Annotated in this window: 17 protein-coding genes; 5 read left to right on the plus strand and 12 right to left on the minus strand. The window is 67.1% G+C overall.

The genetic code is table 11. The features are described from left to right. Positions 1 to 32 precede the first annotated feature (32 nt). The 9 genes from AC5P8Z_RS03830 to AC5P8Z_RS03870 form a co-directional block, all read right to left on the minus strand. Entirely contained in the window at positions 33 to 257 is a 225-nt protein-coding gene (locus AC5P8Z_RS03830) for a helix-turn-helix domain-containing protein (protein WP_005408494.1), read from the minus strand. Further along, positions 257 to 724: a DUF2975 domain-containing protein gene (locus AC5P8Z_RS03835; protein ID WP_286071992.1), complete on the minus strand. Its 468-nt coding sequence runs from the start codon at positions 722 to 724 to the stop codon at positions 257 to 259. The genes AC5P8Z_RS03830 and AC5P8Z_RS03835 overlap by 1 nt, the downstream gene beginning before the upstream one ends. 184 nt (positions 725 to 908) lie before the next feature. Then, positions 909 to 1,490: an NMCC_0638 family (lipo)protein gene (locus AC5P8Z_RS03840; RefSeq protein ID WP_286071202.1), complete on the minus strand. Its 582-nt coding sequence runs from the start codon at positions 1,488 to 1,490 to the stop codon at positions 909 to 911. A 127-nt stretch (positions 1,491 to 1,617) separates the two neighbouring features. Beyond that, entirely contained in the window at positions 1,618 to 2,139 is a 522-nt protein-coding gene (locus AC5P8Z_RS03845) for a GNAT family N-acetyltransferase (RefSeq protein WP_286071201.1), read from the minus strand. Further along, a complete protein-coding gene (locus tag AC5P8Z_RS03850; protein ID WP_286071200.1) occupies positions 2,136 to 2,576 on the minus strand; it encodes a hypothetical protein in 441 nt (146 codons plus the stop codon). The genes AC5P8Z_RS03845 and AC5P8Z_RS03850 overlap by 4 nt, the downstream gene beginning before the upstream one ends. Before the next feature lie 71 nt (positions 2,577 to 2,647). Continuing rightward, complete coding sequence (locus AC5P8Z_RS03855) at positions 2,648 to 4,390, minus strand: GGDEF domain-containing protein (RefSeq protein WP_495228161.1); 1,743 nt, start codon at positions 4,388 to 4,390, stop codon at positions 2,648 to 2,650. A gap of 162 nt (positions 4,391 to 4,552) precedes the next feature. Next, complete coding sequence (locus AC5P8Z_RS03860) at positions 4,553 to 5,578, minus strand: AI-2E family transporter (protein WP_286071198.1); 1,026 nt, start codon at positions 5,576 to 5,578, stop codon at positions 4,553 to 4,555. A gap of 118 nt (positions 5,579 to 5,696) precedes the next feature. Beyond that, entirely contained in the window at positions 5,697 to 6,749 is a 1,053-nt protein-coding gene (locus tag AC5P8Z_RS03865; RefSeq protein ID WP_286071197.1) for a sensor domain-containing diguanylate cyclase, read from the minus strand. Positions 6,750 to 6,895: 146 nt separating this feature from the next. Further along, positions 6,896 to 7,903 (minus strand): LacI family DNA-binding transcriptional regulator, encoded by a 1,008-nt coding sequence (locus tag AC5P8Z_RS03870; RefSeq protein ID WP_286071196.1) that lies wholly within the window; start codon positions 7,901 to 7,903, stop codon positions 6,896 to 6,898. A 95-nt stretch (positions 7,904 to 7,998) separates the two neighbouring features. On the opposite strand from AC5P8Z_RS03870, the gene AC5P8Z_RS03875 reads away from it, so the two are divergent. From AC5P8Z_RS03875 to AC5P8Z_RS03895, 5 genes are read left to right on the plus strand one after another with little or no spacing between them, the layout of a single operon-like run. Beyond that, entirely contained in the window at positions 7,999 to 9,051 is a 1,053-nt protein-coding gene (locus tag AC5P8Z_RS03875; protein WP_495228164.1) for a sugar phosphate isomerase/epimerase family protein, read from the plus strand. Between the two features lie 27 nt (positions 9,052 to 9,078). Beyond that, a complete protein-coding gene (locus AC5P8Z_RS03880) occupies positions 9,079 to 10,317 on the plus strand; it encodes a nucleoside permease (RefSeq protein WP_495228166.1) in 1,239 nt (412 codons plus the stop codon). After that, a complete protein-coding gene (locus tag AC5P8Z_RS03885; RefSeq protein WP_286071193.1) occupies positions 10,318 to 11,442 on the plus strand; it encodes a Gfo/Idh/MocA family protein in 1,125 nt (374 codons plus the stop codon). 19 nt (positions 11,443 to 11,461) lie between these two features. Further along, complete coding sequence (locus AC5P8Z_RS03890) at positions 11,462 to 12,328, plus strand: sugar phosphate isomerase/epimerase family protein (RefSeq protein ID WP_495228168.1); 867 nt, start codon at positions 11,462 to 11,464, stop codon at positions 12,326 to 12,328. A gap of 27 nt (positions 12,329 to 12,355) precedes the next feature. Continuing rightward, positions 12,356 to 12,643, plus strand: coding sequence for a c-type cytochrome (locus tag AC5P8Z_RS03895; RefSeq protein WP_495228318.1), 288 nt, complete (start codon positions 12,356 to 12,358; stop codon positions 12,641 to 12,643). Positions 12,644 to 12,653: 10 nt separating this feature from the next. Here AC5P8Z_RS03895 and AC5P8Z_RS03900 read toward each other — a convergent pair whose 3' ends face one another. Genes AC5P8Z_RS03900 through AC5P8Z_RS03910 form a run of 3 tightly spaced genes read right to left on the minus strand, consistent with a single transcriptional unit; the run spans position 12,654 to position 15,669 of the window. Beyond that, a complete protein-coding gene (locus AC5P8Z_RS03900; RefSeq protein WP_495228170.1) occupies positions 12,654 to 13,397 on the minus strand; it encodes a 3-keto-disaccharide hydrolase in 744 nt (247 codons plus the stop codon). Positions 13,398 to 13,408: 11 nt separating this feature from the next. Further along, the gene (locus tag AC5P8Z_RS03905; protein ID WP_495228171.1) at positions 13,409 to 13,984 is read right to left on the minus strand and encodes a gluconate 2-dehydrogenase subunit 3 family protein; all 576 of its coding nucleotides are present in this window, start codon (positions 13,982 to 13,984) and stop codon (positions 13,409 to 13,411) included. Next, positions 13,984 to 15,669, minus strand: a complete 1,686-nt coding sequence (locus AC5P8Z_RS03910; RefSeq protein WP_495228173.1) for a GMC oxidoreductase — start codon at positions 15,667 to 15,669, stop codon at positions 13,984 to 13,986. The genes AC5P8Z_RS03905 and AC5P8Z_RS03910 overlap by 1 nt, the downstream gene beginning before the upstream one ends. Positions 15,670 to 15,689 lie beyond the last annotated feature (20 nt).

Consider the following 15,689-nt stretch of genomic DNA (forward strand, 5'->3'; position numbering starts at 1 on the left):
TTCGTCAGTAGGTGAGGGAAAAAAGCGATCACTCAGTCAGCGTCCTGTGCCTGCGCCGGGTCATGCCCGAGCAGGTCGCCGGGCGTGCACTGCAGCTCGCGGCAGATCGCGTCAAGGGTGGAAAAGCGGATGGCTCGCGCCTTGCCGGTCTTCAGGATCGACAGGTTGGCCAGGGTGATGTCGATGCGCCCGGCCAGCTCGGACAGGGTCATGCCCCGTTCCTGCAGCATGCGGTCCAGGGTGATGACGATCGCCATCAGATGACACCATCGAGGTCATCGCGCATGGCTGCGCCCACGGCGAAGACGCGCGCAAGCACGAACAACATCAGCACGGCCACCAGGCCAGTGATCGACATGCCACCACCGACTTCCATCCAGGTGAAATCCGGGCCCATCCAGGCCGCATAGGCACCGATCAGGATCGACAGCAGTTCCATCGACAGCATCAGCCAGGCCATGCGCTGCAGGCGCCGTGCATTGGCGTGGGTGAACGGCCGCTCGCGCGCCGCCGACTTCAGCAGCCTCAGCAGATGGCGCAGGAACAGCAGGCACAGCACCAGCAGCGTGACGATCGCGCCCAGGCCCAGGGAGAAGTGCAGGAACAGATCATTGCCATGCGCGGCGGCAGCGGCGCTGTCGTGCACGCTGTCGAGCAGCCAGCGGCGGTCGTGGGCCACCAGCAGCACCGCCAGCAGTGCGGCCAGGATGCCCAGCCAGCACATCGCCCGCACAGCCTGTACGGCGGCCTGGGCCAGGGTGAACAAGCCTCGCGCAGATCTGGCGCGGGCGGGACGAGCGGTCAAGCGGCCTCCGGCATTGGGGTGGCCTCGCCGCCCCGGAGTGGATTTATCGATAAACGATATACCACATGCCGCGTGAAAGGCTGAATCGCGAGCGTGGTCCCTGTCAGGGCCCAGGCGCGCCCTGCTCCAGCATCGCTTCGCCCGGGGCCGCCGAGGCCATCGCCTGCACGCCGGCTTCGGCCGCCTGCCGCGTGACCAGGCGGAAGCGCACCTGCAGCTTGCCCTGCCCCGGCGTGGCCCAGCCGTACTGGATGGCCATCTGATCGGCCGACAGTGGCCCACGCCCTGGCAGCGATCGCACCTGCAACGGCTTGGGTGCGGCCTGCACCAACCGGGCGAATCCCTTCTGCACGACCGCCGCATCGGCCTTCTCGGCGTAGACCGTGCAGGTGCCATCGTCGGCCCAGCTGACCGCATAGCGCCCGCTGGCCAGCGGCACCATCCAGGCCACCCCCGGCTGGCCCTGCAGCAACGTTGCAGCCTCGGCGGGCTGCAGCGGCGACAGCCCGTTGGATTCCATCAACGACTGCAACCGCGCCGGCGCACCGATGTGCTGCATGCAGGCGGTGTCGAACAGTTCGCTGAAGGGATCCTGCACCGGGGCCTTGGCCTTGGGAGTACGCGCGGGTTGCGCCACCGCCAGAGTGGGCAGCAGGGCCAAAGCCAGCCAGAACGCAGGACGCATCGGGATTCCACGCTACGGAAAACAGCAGGGAGGATGGCAAAGCCCGGGCGTGCCGCGCAATGGGTCATTGCTTGACATACGTGGATGACGCCCCCGGTGCACCGGTGATGCCGGCCAGCGGCCGGCACTACCCGGTGCTGTAGCGGTAGACCAGATCATCGGCATCACTGCGCACCGCGCGCGTGTCGAGCACACCGCCCAGGCGCCGCGCGACGGCCTGCGATGCCAGGTTGTCCGGCGCCATGTAGCTGACCAGGGTCGGCAGCTGCGGCACCACAAAGGCCCAATCCCGCAGCGCACCGGCCGCTTCGGTCGCAAAGCCCTGCCTTTCGTGGCCGTCATACAGCAGCCAGCCCAGTTCCTTTTCCGGAAACAACGGGCCGTGATTGATCCCCACCTGGCCGATGCAGGCACCGCTATCGATGCGCTCGATCATCAACGCGCCATGCCCGAACAGATGCCAGCTGGCCAGGTCGTGGCAGAACTGGCCCCACGCCGCGACTTCACCGAACGGACCGCCCATGCCCTGCGCACGCGGCGAAGCGAGGAAGGCGGCATAGACGTTGAAGTCATCCAGCCGTTGCGGCCGCAGCCGCAATCGTTCCGTGTGCAGGGTCGGGATCTCGAACATGGCGGCGCGCGGGCTCAATACACCGCCAGATGACCGCAGCCACGGCGCTGCGGCTGTCCTTCCATCGTGACCTGCACGCTGGCCTGGGTATCCCTGCCTTCTGCATCGCGGCACGACGCGCGCTTGATCTCGACGATGGCCGGTTGCCTGCCGAGTTCACCGTTGAGCACGATCAGCGAGCTGGGCACACCCGCCGGCTGGCCGCGATAGCGCAGCGCGCCCTTCCAGGTACGGCCATCGGCATTGAGGCGGGCATCGAGGTTGCCCTTGCCCGTCGAGGCGATCTCGATGCTCCAGCCCTCACCACCACCGGTGAAGGACGGCACCGGGCTCAGGTCGGCAGCGATGGAGGGATGCCGTGGCTCGTCGGCCAGGGACTGCGCGGGCGTGGTACATCCTGCAAGCAGGCCGGCCAGCACGCCGGCCGCAGCAAGGGCGATGGGACGCATGACCATGTCGGGCTCCTGCAGGCATCGGGGCCGCCAGTCTAGGCGGCGCAAGGTGCGTCGGTGATGAATGCCACCGATCAACGCGCAATGCGACCTCCACCTGCCACCCTTACCCGGTCGCGGCCCTGTGCCTTGGCCTGGTACATGGCAGCGTCGGCGGCACGCAGCAGGCTGCGCCAGCCGAGCGCATCGGTTCCCCCTTCGGCCACCCCGAAGCTGGCGGTGACCTGCAGCACACCACCATCGGCCAGTGCGATATCCATCTGATGCAGGGCCACGCGCAGGGACTCGGCCAATTGGCGGCCACCGGCCAGATCACCGTCGGCCAGCAGCACCAGGAACTCCTCACCACCATAGCGGGCGATGCTGTCGCTGCGGCGCAGGTGCCGTTGCAGCAACTTCGCCACCTGCACCAGCACTTCGTCTCCGGCATCGTGGCCGTAGCCGTCGTTGATCGCCTTGAACCGGTCCACGTCCAGCAGGATCACCACGGCGCCGGCGCCTCCTTCGGCATGGCGCTGCTGCACCTTTTCTTCCAGCGCGCGCCGGTTCAACAGCCCGGTCAATTCATCGGTACCCGCCAGCTGGCGCAGTTCGCTGGTCAGCGCAGAGCGCTCGCGCGACTTCTCGCGCAGGACTTCGATCGCATCGAACAGGCGCTGCATTTCGGCCAGCGGGTGGGTGACATGCTGCTCCGGCCCGGGTGCCTCCGAAGCAATCTGGATGACCTGCTTCTGCGCCTGCAGCAGCGGCCGCAGGATCTGCCGGTGGGCAATGCGCAGGGCCACGCCCAGTACCAGCAACGTACCCAGCACCGTCGCCACCAGCACCACCAGGCGCGTTGCTTCACGGTTGCGGGTGCGTTCGAAGCGGGCGATGGACACGTTCAGGAAGCCGTCGCGCAATGCTTCCAGCGATTGCAGGGTCGGCACGTAACGCTGAGTGAACTCGGCCGCGGTCCACGGCGGAGGCAGGCCGCGGCGACCGTCTTCGATCAGTTGCTCGATCATCGGCAGCGATTCGCCGAAGAACTGACGGCGCGCCATGTCCCAGTGCCAGGACAGCACCGGGTCGCTTCGAAACACCGACTCATGGCTGCCCGCCAACCGCCACAGTTCCAGCAGGCGCCCCTCGGTCTGCTGGGCCGCGCGCACCTGCTCGTCGCGCCAGGCGCCGGGAACCGCCACCGGCGCCATCACGTTCGAGGCCAGGCGGCCACCATGTTCGCGCAGGTCGATCAGTACCTGGCCCTGCATCGCCGGAATCGCTGCTTCGCGATCGGCGGCGACCAGCACATTGATCTGGGCGGAGGTGAGCCGGTGCAGGCGATCGACCACGGCGAACATGCTGTTGATCGCACGCTCCACCTCTTCCACCTGGCGCGCATCGTGTGGCCGGGCTGCCACCCGGTCGACGGCGGCACGTGCAGCGTGCAGCCGGCGTCGTGCGTCGGCCAGCAGACCCTGCCCGTCGACCACGCCCGGGTCAGCCTTGAACGCCGTGTCCAGCTGCAGCATCGCGGCATCCACGCGTCTGCGCGCCGCTGCCAGCTGGGCGCCAAGCCGCGCCTGCTCGGCCGCATCATGGGGATCGGCGCCGAGCAGGCTGTTGGCCGGGCCGCGCTCGGCCGACACCAGGTTGGCCAGATCGAAGGTCTGCCGCAGCTGGCGCAGGCTGGCCAGGTTGTCTTCGGTACCGGTGTAGCGCAGCGTGCCCTGCATCAGGGCGATGGCCATCAAGGGCAAGGTGCAGACCACGAACAACCCGGTGAGGATCCAGACCCAGGTCCGCAACCCGATGGGTGATGCCTTGCCGGCCATGCAAATTTCCCCTGACGTGCCGATCACTGTAGCGGCCGGTTCCGGCAGCGCCAAGCCAGCGCCGTGCAGACCGTGGCGACGGGTATCGCATAACGACCGCGAACGCGCCGACAAGACGGCAAGGCCCGCCTCAGCGTAGTGGAAATGTCACATCAGGCCGGGTCAGATCCAGCGCTGATCGACCAGCTCACGCTTCACGTAGGCATAGAACACCGGCGCTGCCACCAGGCCGGGCAGGCCGAATGCCGCCTCCATCACCAGCATCGCCAACAGCAGCTCCCAGGCACGGGCCTGGATCTCGCCGCCGACGATGCGTGCGTTGAGGAAGTACTCCAGCTTGTGGATCACGATCAGGTACAGCAGCGCGGCCACCGCCACATAGAACGAGACCGACAGCGCGACGATGGTGATGATGGTGTTGGAGATGATGTTCCCCACCACCGGCAGCAGGCCGGCGATGAAGGTGATCAGCACCAGCGTCTTGGACAACGGCAGGTGCACGCCGAACAGCGGCAGCACGCCCAGCAGGAAGATCGCCGTGAACACGGTGTTGAGCAGCGAGATCTTCACCTGCGCGAACACCACCTGGCGGAACGCGGTGGCCAGGCGGCTGGTGCGGCCGACCAGCTCCTGCGCCAGCGGCCCGAGCTGTGGCAGCGGCAGTTCGTCATACAGCGCGATCATCGCGCCCAGCACCATGCCGATCAGCACCCGTACGCCAATCTGCACCGCCGAGGTACCGGCCACGCCCAGCTGGCGCTGGTGCTCTGCCGCCCAGTCGTTCAGTGCCGTGCGCAGCGCGGGCATGTCCTCGGGAATATACGGCTGCAGCAGCGCCGGCACCTGATGGCGCGAGCTGTTGAGGATCTCCATCAGATGCCCCAGCAGTGCATCCGGGCCACCGGTCTCGGTACGGAAGAACGAGGCGACGCCGATACCGGCCATCACCAGCGCACTGATGATCACCGCCGACAGCACGATGACCGCGATCGCGCGCGCACGTCCCGGCGGCAGCTTGCCCTCGACCGTGGACGCCAGCACGTGGGTCAGCTGGAACACCAGCAGGCCCGACAGCAGGGTCACCACCAGGCCCAGCTTCAGCGCCAGCCACATGCCCAGCAGCATCATCAACCAGGCCGCGATCCTCGGAACAGGGGGCTTGGACTGGGCTACGAGGGCGTCTTGCATGGGGGGCACGTCCGGGCGGGGTGGCCCATGGTAGAGGATTGGAGGCGACGATTCCGCGCGCAGGATGAATGGCTGTCTGGCAGCGCGTGCAGGGGCCTGCGGCCTCGACACATCATCTTCACTCGCCGTAGCTGGCGGTGTTCTTGCCCTGCCGCTTGGCGTGGTAGAGCGCACGGTCGGCCTGCGCCAGCCAGTCTTCCACGCTGCCACCGCGCGGGGTGGCGGCAATGCCGATGCTCACGCTGAACTCGATGCCCGGCGTGGCCTGACGGGCGGCCTCGAGCAGGTGCAGGCGCACCCGCTCGGCCACATGCATCGCATCCACGGGCGCGCAGTCGTGCAGCAGCACGACGAACTCGTCGCCGCCCAGTCGCGCCGGGGTGTCGCCGGGCCGGGCGAAGGCGCGCAGGGTCGAGGCGATGTGCCGCAGTACTTCATCACCGGCGCGGTGCCCGTGCGAATCATTGATGTGCTTGAAGTCATCCACATCGAGCATCAACAGGCAGGCAAAGCCGCCCTGCCCGTGTGCCTTGTCCAGCGCCTGCTGCGCACGCAGGATCAGGAAGCCGCGGTTGGCCAGCTCGACCAGCGGATCCATCCGGCTCAACCGCTGCAGCTGACGGTTCTGCGATTTCACCCGGCGCGCCAGCTGCCAGCTGAGGATGCTCAGCCCGATGCCATAGACGAACAGGAACGGCACGCTGAGTACGACCGTGCGCTGCGATGACACGGGTTGGTACGGGAAGCCGAGTGCCCACCAGGTGAGCGCGAATCCCACCACCAGCGCCAGCGTGGCCCGCATCGCCAGGCGCACGCCGTCGGCCGCGATCTTGTCGGCCACCAGCAATGCCGCGAACAGGGCGCTGGGCACTGCGCTCAGCGCCATGAACGCGATCCAGCCACCGCCGAAGAAGGAATCGACCACCATGCAGCGGAACTGGACCGCGGCCGGCTTGCGCGAGCGCTGGGTCAGCACCCGTGCCAGCGCCGGCCACGCCAGCGCATTGAGCAGCAACAGGACCCAGGGCAGCGCGCCATCCTGGCGCTCCAGCATGATCGAGGCGATGGGGATTGCCCCCAGGCCGTTGCCCACGAAGCGCATCCAGCCGATGCGTCGTGCCGCGCCGACGCCTTCGATCGCGACCTCCGTCGAGTCAGTCAAGAACGGCATTGCCGACCCCCTTGCGCGATCGCACGATCCAGCCCGGCCCGTGCCGGGCTGCCTGTCGCGAGTCTGACAGCTTTACGTCAATTCGGGATCAAGGTTGCAGCCAGCTGCGCTGGCTGTCACGGCGCCCGAAGGCACCCCGCCCGCCCTTACCCGCGCCTGGGCGCAGCCGTTGACCCCCGCACCATCAAGCTGAAATCCAGCGTCTGCTGAAGCGGCACATCCGTCTGTTCGATGATGGCGAGCAGCAGGTTGACCGCGCGCTCGCCGATTTCCCGCATCGGCTGCCGGATGGTCGTCAACGGCGGTGTGAGGTAACGCGAAGAGGCCAGGTCGTCGAAGCCGACGATGGACAGCTCGTCCGGCACGCGGATGCCCCGGTCGCGGCAGGCCGCCAGCGCGCCCAGCGCCATCTGGTCGCTGAAGCAGAAGACTGCGGTCGGTGCGGTCGCGTCCGCCAGCAGCGCCATCGCCGCCGCATGGCCGGATTCCACGGAAAAGTCTCCCGGCACGACACTCAGCTGGCGCAGGCGGCCGCGCGCCTTGCCGGCGGCCCGCACCCCTTCCAGGCGCTGCTGGTGCAGCGGATTGTCGGGCGGCCCGCCGACCACAGCGATGCGTTCGTGGCCCAGGGCGTACAGGTGCTCCATGACCGCGCGCGCGGCGGCGGCATTGTCGATATGCACACTGGGCAAGCCCAGCGTGGGGTCGAACTCGCATCCGTTGACCACCGGCGCGGCCGCACCCCTCTGCTGGACAATCTCGCGCGCCGTCGGTGGCAGCCGGTGGCCAAGCACGATCATGCCGTCGGCCTCGTTGCGCCGGAGCATCTGCGCGTAGCGCTCCTCGCGGTCGGGTTGGTCCTGGGTATCGCCCAGCAGCACCGCGTAGCCGACCGCCTGAGCGGCGTCTTCGGCACCCTGCAGGATCTGCGCGAAGAACGGGTTGGCGATATCCGGAACGGTGACCAGGATCTTGCCGCTGCGCTGGGTCTTCAGCGTGCGGGCCACCGTGTTGGGCACGTAGCCCAGCGCGACGGCGGCCTGCTCGATGCGCGCGCGCGTGGCCGGCAGCACCTTGTCCGGCCGCGAAAGCGCGCGCGACACCGTGCCGGCGGAGACGCCGACGTGCTTTGCAATGTCGTAGATGGTGGCCATGGCGTTAGTTCTCCTTTCCGCTGTGCAGTGCACAACAGGTCCTGCGTGAGCCCCTGCTAGGATAATGCAATCGATTGCATCGAGGGCGAATCACGTTGAAGACGCTCAAGGGTCCAGCGCTGTTCCTGGCGCAGTTCATCGGCGACACAGCTCCTTTTGATCGGCTGGACACGCTGGCCGGCTGGGCCGCGGGCCTGGGCTATTCTGGCGTACAAGTGCCGACCAGCGCCCCCCACCTGTTCGACCTGGCCGAGGCGGCGCGCAGCCAGGCCTACTGCGACGATGTGGCCGGGATGCTGGCCGGGCACGGCGTGCGGATCACCGAACTGTCGACCCACCTGCAGGGGCAGCTGGTCGCCGTCCACCCCGCCTATGACAGCCTGTTTGACGGTTTCGCACCGGCGGGCACGCGCGGCGACCCCGCCGCTCGCCAGGCCTGGGCCGTGGATCAGCTGATGCTGGCCGCCAAGGCCAGCCAGCGGCTGGGACTGACCGCGCACGCCACGTTCTCCGGCGCGCTGGCCTGGCCGTATTTCTATCCCTGGCCACAGCGCCCGCCCGGCTTGGTGGAAGAGGCCTTCGCCGAACTGGGCCGTCGCTGGCGACCGATCCTCGATGCCTTCCATGCCTGCGGCGTGGACCTGTGCTTCGAGATCCATCCTGGCGAGGACCTGCACGACGGCGCGACTTTCGAACGCTTCCTCGAGGTGGTCGACCATCATCCGCGCGCGAAGATCCTGTACGACCCCAGCCACCTGCTGCTGCAGAAGATGGATTACCTCGGTTTCATCGACCGCTATCACGCGCGCATCGGCATCTTCCACGTCAAGGACGCGGAGTACCGCGCCAGCGCCAGCAGTGGCGTGTATGGCGGCTACCAGGACTGGATCGATCGCCCCGGCCGGTTCCGCTCACTGGGCGACGGCCAGATCGACTTCAAATCGATCTTCTCGAAGTTCGCGCAGTACGACTTCCCCGGCTGGGCGGTACTGGAATGGGAGTGCTGCCTGAAGCACCCCGAGGACGGCGCACGGGAGGGGGCCGCCTTCATACGCGACCACATCATCCGCGTGACCGAACGCGCCTTCGACGACTTTGCCGACAGCGGCACCGACGCCGCATCACTGCACCGCATGCTGGGACTCTGAGCCGATACCGCCCCGGGAGGGCAAGCCATGACGCACGCCATGTCGCGCTTGGGCGCGATGATGTTTCTGCAGTTCTTCATCTGGGGGGCGTGGTTCGTGACCCTCGGCACTTATCTGGTGCAGGGCCCGCTGCAGGCCAGCGCCAGCCAAGTGGCCACGGCCTTCCTCAGCCAGTCCGTCGGCGCCATCGTCGCGCCCTTCCTGGTTGGCCTGATTGCAGACCGCTACTTCGCCGCGCAGCGCATCCTTGCGGTCCTGCACCTGGCCGGCGCAGTACTGCTTTGGATGGCCTCCACCGCCGACAGCTTCAGCACGTTCTCCGCCTGCGTGATGGGCTACATGCTGCTGTTCATGCCAACGCTGGCGCTGGCCAACAGCGTGGCAATGCGGCACATGCAGTCGCCGGAGAAGCAGTTCCCGCTGGTGCGGGTGGCCGGCAGCGTCGGCTGGATCGTCGCCGGCGTGCTGATCGGCTGGCTGGGTTGGGAACAAGCACACCGGCTCGAGCTTACCTTCCAGATGGCGGCGCTGGCCTCGCTGGCGCTTGGCCTGTACGCGTTCACCCTGCCGCACACGCCGCCGCTGGCGAAGCAGCGCGATGCCGGCCTCGGGCAGATCCTTGGCCTGGATTCGCTGCGCCTGCTGAAATCGCGCGCGTATCTGGTGTTCTTCCTGGCCTCCATCGCCATCTGCATCCCGCTGTCGTTCTACTACAACTTCACCAACCCCTACCTCAACGACCTGGGCGTGCGCGGCGCTGCGGGCCTGCAGTCGCTGGGCCAGGTGTCCGAAGTGCTGCTGATGCTGGCCATGCCGTTCCTGTTCGCGCGGCTGGGGGTGAAGACGATGCTGGCGGTGGGCATGGCCGCGTGGGTGGTGCGCTACGTCATGTTTGCCTTCGGCGACATCGGCGATGCCGGCGGCGGTTTCATCCTGATCGTCCTCGGCATCGTGCTGCACGGCATCTGCTACGACTTCTTCTTCGTCACCGGACAGATCTACACCGATGCGCATGCCGGCCCCGACGCGCGCAGCAGTGCACAGGGCTTCATCACCCTGGCGACCTATGGCGTGGGCATGCTGATAGGCACCTTCCTGTCCGGCGCGGTGGTGGAGCACTACACCACCGCCGCCGGACGCGACTGGCAGCAGATCTGGCTGTTCCCGGCCGGTGTCGCACTGGTCGTGCTGATCGCCTTCCTGCTGCTGTTCCGCGATCGGCCACTGGTCGCAGCCGCACCGGCTTCGTCCCGGGGAATCCAGTAGATGGCGACGCTTGGAATCGCCATCGTCGGCACCGGCATGATTGGCGCCGTGCATCGTCGCGCGGCGCTGTTGGCCGGTGCGCAGATCCGCGGCGTGGCCGCCTCGTCCGCGCAGCGTGCACATGACGTGGCGCAGTCCTGGAATGCCCCGCGCGCCTATCGGGACATCGACGAGGTCATCGCCGATCCGCAGGTGCAGGTCGTGCACGTCTGTACGCCCAATCATCTGCACCGGCCGATGGCAGAGGCCGCACTGGAAGCCGGCAAGCACGTCATCTGCGAGAAGCCACTGGCCACCTCGCTGGAGGACGCCGAGGCGCTGGCTGCACTGGCTGCCTCGCGCGGCCTTGTGGCCACGGTACCCTTCGTCTACCGCTACCACCCGGTGGTGCGCGAAGCGTGTGCACGCATCGCACAGGGCGAGCTTGGGCCGTTGCACCTGATCCACGGCAGCTACCTGCAGGACTGGCTGCTGGACCCGGCCAGCAACAACTGGCGCGTGGACCCGGCACTGGGCGGTACGTCGCGCGTGTTCGCCGACATCGGCTCGCACTGGTGCGACCTGGTGGAATGGATCAGCGGCGAGCGTTTCGCCGAGGTCAGTGCAGCATTCGCCACCGTGATCGCCGAGCGCGGCGCGGCCAGCGGTCAGAGCTTCAGCACGCCGACGGCCAACGGCGCGATGCAGGCGGTCACCAGCGAAGACGTGGCGGCGGCGATGTTCCGCACCGGCGCCGGCACGCTGGCGTCATTGACGGTCAGCCAGGTCTCGGCCGGACGCCACAACCGCCTCTGGTTCGAGATCGATGGCGCCCGGGCCAGCGTGGCCTTCAACCAGGAGGACGCCGAGCGACTGTGGATCGGAAGACCCGACCAGCGCGAGGAGATCTTCGTGCGTGGCCCGGGTGCAGGCAGTGCCGAACAACGGCGGCTGTCGGTGCTGCCGGCCGGCCACGCGCAGGGCTACGGGCATTGCTTCGAGGCATTTGTCGCCGACAGCTATCGCGCGATCGACGGCGAACGGCCCGAGGGTCTGCCCACTTTCAACGACGGCGTGCGCTCGGCACGGATCGTCGACCGCGTCATCGCATCGGCCAGGTCCCGCGCCTGGACCACCATCGGTTGAGTTCCCGGAGGAACGCATGATGAAGACCCCAGTTCGAAGAATGACGGCCATGGCACTGTTGCTGCTCGCTGCCCTGCCCGCCTTTGCCGGCGAAGCCCCCGCGCCGCAGAAGCCGATCGCGGTGCAGATGTACTCGCTGCGCAACGCCGGCTCGCTCGACCAGCAGCTGAAGATCGTCCACGACGCAGGTGTGCACGCGGTGGAAACGGTGGGGACCCAGGGCGTCAGTGCCACCGAACTCAAGCAGTTGCTGGACAGGTATTCGATCAAGGCGATCTCCTCGCACGTGGCGCTGGCCGAGCTGCGCAAGGACCTGGACGGCGTGGTGGCCCTCAACCGCTCGATCGGCAACACCACGCTGGTCGTGCCCTACCTGGACGCGAAGGACCGGCCTACCGATGCGGCGGGCTGGACCGCACTGGGCCAGGAGCTGGGCCGGCTGTCGAAACAGGTTCGCGCCAAGGGCATGCGCCTGGCGTACCACAACCACGACTTCGAGCTGACCGACTTCAACGGAAAGACCGGCCTGGAGCTGCTGTTCGCCGCCGCCGGGCCCGACCTGCAGACCGAGCTGGACCTGGCCTGGGTTGCGCGCGCTGGCCACGACCCGGCCGAGATGCTGGGCAGGTTCCGCGGCCGCCTGTTCGCGGTACACGCCAAGGACAACGCCCCGAAGGGCCAGGCTGAAGACGAAGGCGGATTCGCAGCCGTCGGCCAGGGGGTACTGGACTGGAACGCGATCCTGCCAGCCGCGGCCGCCGCGGGCGTGCACTGGTACATCCTCGAACACGACCAACCACGTGATCCGGCCAAGGTGATCCAGGCTGGCGCGGACTACCTGCGTGAACACCTGACCGTCAGCCCGCCGGCCGGCACACAGCGCTAGCCCGCGAAGGAGACTCGCTTGAAGACGATGCTGAAACTTGCGGTAATGCTGTGCGGCGCGACGCTTGCCACCACCGCGTGGTGCAAGGACGATCCCGCCGCCGGCGCCACGCTCTACAGCGCGAACTGCGCGGCCTGCCATGGCGCCGATCGCGCCGGCATGCCAGGGGCGTTCCCGGCGCTTGCCGACGTCAGCAAACGGTTGGACGCTGCGCAGATCAAGGACAAGATTCGCAAGGGAGGCGGCCTGATGCCGCCCTTCGCCCAACTGTCGCAGCAGGAGATCGACGACATCGCCAGTTACCTGGCGAAGTAGTCGGCGGGTACTACAGCTCGCGCACCCAGATGTTGCGGTAGCTGACCCTGGAATCATGCTCCTGCAGATAGAGCGGCGCGCACGCATGGGGTGAGTACGACGGCGCGCCGATGTACTCGGTCTTCCCCGCCAGCACGGTGTCATCCTGCACCAGTACGCCGTTGTGCAGCACCGTGATGCGCGCAGGCGAGAGGAGTCCGCCGCCCGATGAGAAACGTGGCGCCTTCCAGATGATGTCGTACGCCTGCCACTGCCCCGGTGCACGCGAGGCATTCACCAGCGGCAGGGCCTGCTTGTAGATCGAACCCGCCTGTCCATTCGCATAGGTGGGGTTGTTGTAACTGTCGAGCACCTGCAGCTCGTAGAGTTCCTGCAGGAAGATGCCGCTGTTGCCACGGTTCTGGCCGTCGAAGCCCTTCGTCTCCATGGGTGTGCGCCATTCGACATGCAGCTGCACATCGCAGAAGCGTTGCCGGGTGCGGATGCCTTTGCTGCCCGGCACCACGGTCATCGCGCCATCGGCGATCTCCCAAGGCACAGGCCCGCCCTGCTCTGCCTCCCACGCCGAGACACTCTTGCCATCGAACAGCACGATGGCGTCGGAAGGCGCCTTGCCTGCAGGTGTTGCCACGACGGCGGGCACAGGTTCCCACACCTCGGTCTTCTTCGGATCGCGTGCAGGATCGGCAGCGGCATGTGCGAGGGCAGGTGCAGCGGCCAGAACGCCAGCGGCGATCACCAGAGCCTTGATCATCACGGTCTCCATCAGCTGGTCCCCCACGCAGGTGTACCGGGGGTATAGGCCAGGTCGCCGTCGTAGCGACCCGGCACGGCGACGTACTGCAGCACCCCGGTCGCACCGACTTTGGACGTGAAGAAGCCGAAGATGGCCAACTGCTTGAGCATCGTGAAGTAATGCGGCATCGCGTCGCCCTCTTCAGGCGTACCGGTCTCGGTCACATCGGCATTGCGTGCCTTGGCTTCGGCATCCAAGGTCCGCAGCAACCCGGCGCGGGCTTCCGGTGTAAGCGATACGAACCGACCACCCGCGCGCTTGTCGATGTCGACCAGTCCGGCGCGGAACGTTGCCTGCTGCCGGGCGGTGTAGCAGTCGCTGACGAACGTTGCCATGAACGCACCGGCGCCCGCGTCCTTCGCCCCGGGTGTCCTTGTCCGCGGCAGGATGGTCTCGGCGATCTCGTCCAGCATGCCGATTTCGGCATCGGAGAACGCTGGGATCGCCCCCGCCGCGGGCGCCTTGCCCTGCACCAGTGCCGGCAGCCCGACCATCGCCGCACCGGTGGCGGCCACGATCATCTTCAGCAGTTCGCGACGATCCATCACAGGTTCCCCGCTTTCAGTTCGCGCACGGCGTGGTCGGCGGCACGTGCCGTCAGCGCCATGTAGGTCAATGAGGGATTCACGCAGGCACTGGACGTCATGCAGGCACCGTCGGTGACGTAGACGTTGGGTGCGTCCCAGACCTGGTTGTGTGCGTTCAATACGGAGCTCCTGCGATCACGCCCCATGCGCGCGGTCCCCATCTCATGGATGCCCTTGCCCGGGGCGTAGTCGTTGTCGTGCATCTTCACGTCCTTGACCCCGGCCGCCTCCAGCATCTCGGCAGCATCGGCGGCCATGTCCTTGCGCATCGCCAGTTCGTTGGCGCGCATGGACACGTCCATCGCCAGCACCGGCAACCCCCACTTGTCCTTGCGCTCGCGGTCCAGGCGGATGGTGTTGTCGTGGTGCGGCAGCATTTCGCCGAAACCGGTCATGCCGATCCGCCAGTCACCGGGTACGGTCAGCGCTTCCTTCAGGTCGGCGCCGATGTTCAGCTCGGCGATCTCGCGCGACCAACCGGTGCGGCTGGCACCGCCCTGGTAGCCGAAACCGCGCAGGTAGCCGCGCTTGTCGGCCGCGACATTACGGAACCGCGGAATGTAGAAGCCGCAGGGACGGCGGCCGAAGTAGTACTTGTCTTCGTAGCCCTCCACCCGACCCGAGGCACCTGCGCCGAAATGATGGTCCATCACGTTGTGCCCCAATTCGCCCGACGAAGAACCCAGCCCGCCGTCCCAGACATCGGTCGCCGAGTTCATCAGCAGCCACGTCGAGTTGAACGACGACGCGTTGAGGAAGATCACCTTGGCCGTGTACTGGTAGGTCTGGCCGGTTTCGGCGTCGATGACCTCCACGCCGCGCGCACGCTTGCGATCCTTGTCGTACAGCACCTCCTTGACGATCGAGAACGGACGCAGCGTCAGGTTGCCGGTCTTCATCGCCGCTGGCAGCGTCGCCGCCTGGGTGGAGAAGTAGGCACCGAAGGGACAGCCCAGGATGCACTTGTTGCGATACTGGCAGTTGACGCGGCCCTGCTCGGGCATCGGCTTGGTGATGTTGGCCGTACGCGAGTGGATCATGTGCCGCGTTCCGCCGAAGGCCTTCTTGATGCGTGCGGCCACATCCTTCTCGACGATGTTCAACGGGATCGGCGGCAGGAACTCGCCGTCCGGCAGCACGTCCAGTCCTTCGCGCGTACCGGCGATGCCGGCAAACTTTTCCACATGGTCATACCACGGCGCGATATCGGTATAGCGGATCGGCCAGTCGGTGGCGATGCCCTCCTTGAGGTTCGCCTCGAAATCCAGGTCGGAGAAGCGATAGCTCTGCCGCCCCCACATCAGCGAGCGCCCGCCGACGTGGTAGCCACGGAACCAGTCGAAGCGCTTGGTCTCGATGTAGGGCGAGTCCTGCTCGTTGGCCCACATCCCTTCCAGGTTCTCGGCCAACCCGTAGTCGCGCATCAACACCGGGAACGCGGCCTTCATCGCCTGCGTCGGCCGGTTGCGATGCGGGAAATCCCACGCTTCCTTCATCGCGTTGACGTAGTCCTTGACGTGCTCGATGTTGCGACCGCGTTCCAGCATCAGGACCTTCAGGCCCTTCTCGGTCAGCTCCTTTGCTGCCCAACCGCCACTGATTCCCGAGCCAACAACGATGGCGTCGTAGTGATTATCTGCCATGGGTCTCTCACCTGGGTGGA

The sequence above is a fragment of the Stenotrophomonas sp. YJH_SMC_17 genome, assembly GCF_059371655.1.

What these genes read in the sequence shown, in the direction of transcription:
- AC5P8Z_RS03830 (WP_005408494.1), bottom strand. Translation starts at nt 257, where the DNA reads ATGGCGATCGTCATCACCCTGGACCGCATGCTGCAGGAACGGGGCATG.
- AC5P8Z_RS03835 (WP_286071992.1), bottom strand. Translation starts at nt 724, where the DNA reads ATGTGCTGGCTGGGCATCCTGGCCGCACTGCTGGCGGTGCTGCTGGTG.
- AC5P8Z_RS03910 (WP_495228173.1), bottom strand. Translation starts at nt 15,669, where the DNA reads ATGGCAGATAATCACTACGACGCCATCGTTGTTGGCTCGGGAATCAGT.
- AC5P8Z_RS03890 (WP_495228168.1), top strand. Translation starts at nt 11,462, where the DNA reads ATGAAGACCCCAGTTCGAAGAATGACGGCCATGGCACTGTTGCTGCTC.
- AC5P8Z_RS03865 (WP_286071197.1), bottom strand. Translation starts at nt 6,749, where the DNA reads ATGCCGTTCTTGACTGACTCGACGGAGGTCGCGATCGAAGGCGTCGGC.
- AC5P8Z_RS03905 (WP_495228171.1), bottom strand. Translation starts at nt 13,984, where the DNA reads ATGGATCGTCGCGAACTGCTGAAGATGATCGTGGCCGCCACCGGTGCG.
- AC5P8Z_RS03850 (WP_286071200.1), bottom strand. Translation starts at nt 2,576, where the DNA reads ATGGTCATGCGTCCCATCGCCCTTGCTGCGGCCGGCGTGCTGGCCGGC.
- AC5P8Z_RS03855 (WP_495228161.1), bottom strand. Translation starts at nt 4,390, where the DNA reads ATGGCCGGCAAGGCATCACCCATCGGGTTGCGGACCTGGGTCTGGATC.
- AC5P8Z_RS03895 (WP_495228318.1), top strand. Translation starts at nt 12,356, where the DNA reads ATGCTGAAACTTGCGGTAATGCTGTGCGGCGCGACGCTTGCCACCACC.
- AC5P8Z_RS03880 (WP_495228166.1), top strand. Translation starts at nt 9,079, where the DNA reads ATGACGCACGCCATGTCGCGCTTGGGCGCGATGATGTTTCTGCAGTTC.
- AC5P8Z_RS03860 (WP_286071198.1), bottom strand. Translation starts at nt 5,578, where the DNA reads ATGCAAGACGCCCTCGTAGCCCAGTCCAAGCCCCCTGTTCCGAGGATC.
- AC5P8Z_RS03885 (WP_286071193.1), top strand. Translation starts at nt 10,318, where the DNA reads ATGGCGACGCTTGGAATCGCCATCGTCGGCACCGGCATGATTGGCGCC.
- AC5P8Z_RS03870 (WP_286071196.1), bottom strand. Translation starts at nt 7,903, where the DNA reads ATGGCCACCATCTACGACATTGCAAAGCACGTCGGCGTCTCCGCCGGC.
- AC5P8Z_RS03900 (WP_495228170.1), bottom strand. Translation starts at nt 13,397, where the DNA reads ATGATCAAGGCTCTGGTGATCGCCGCTGGCGTTCTGGCCGCTGCACCT.
- AC5P8Z_RS03840 (WP_286071202.1), bottom strand. Translation starts at nt 1,490, where the DNA reads ATGCGTCCTGCGTTCTGGCTGGCTTTGGCCCTGCTGCCCACTCTGGCG.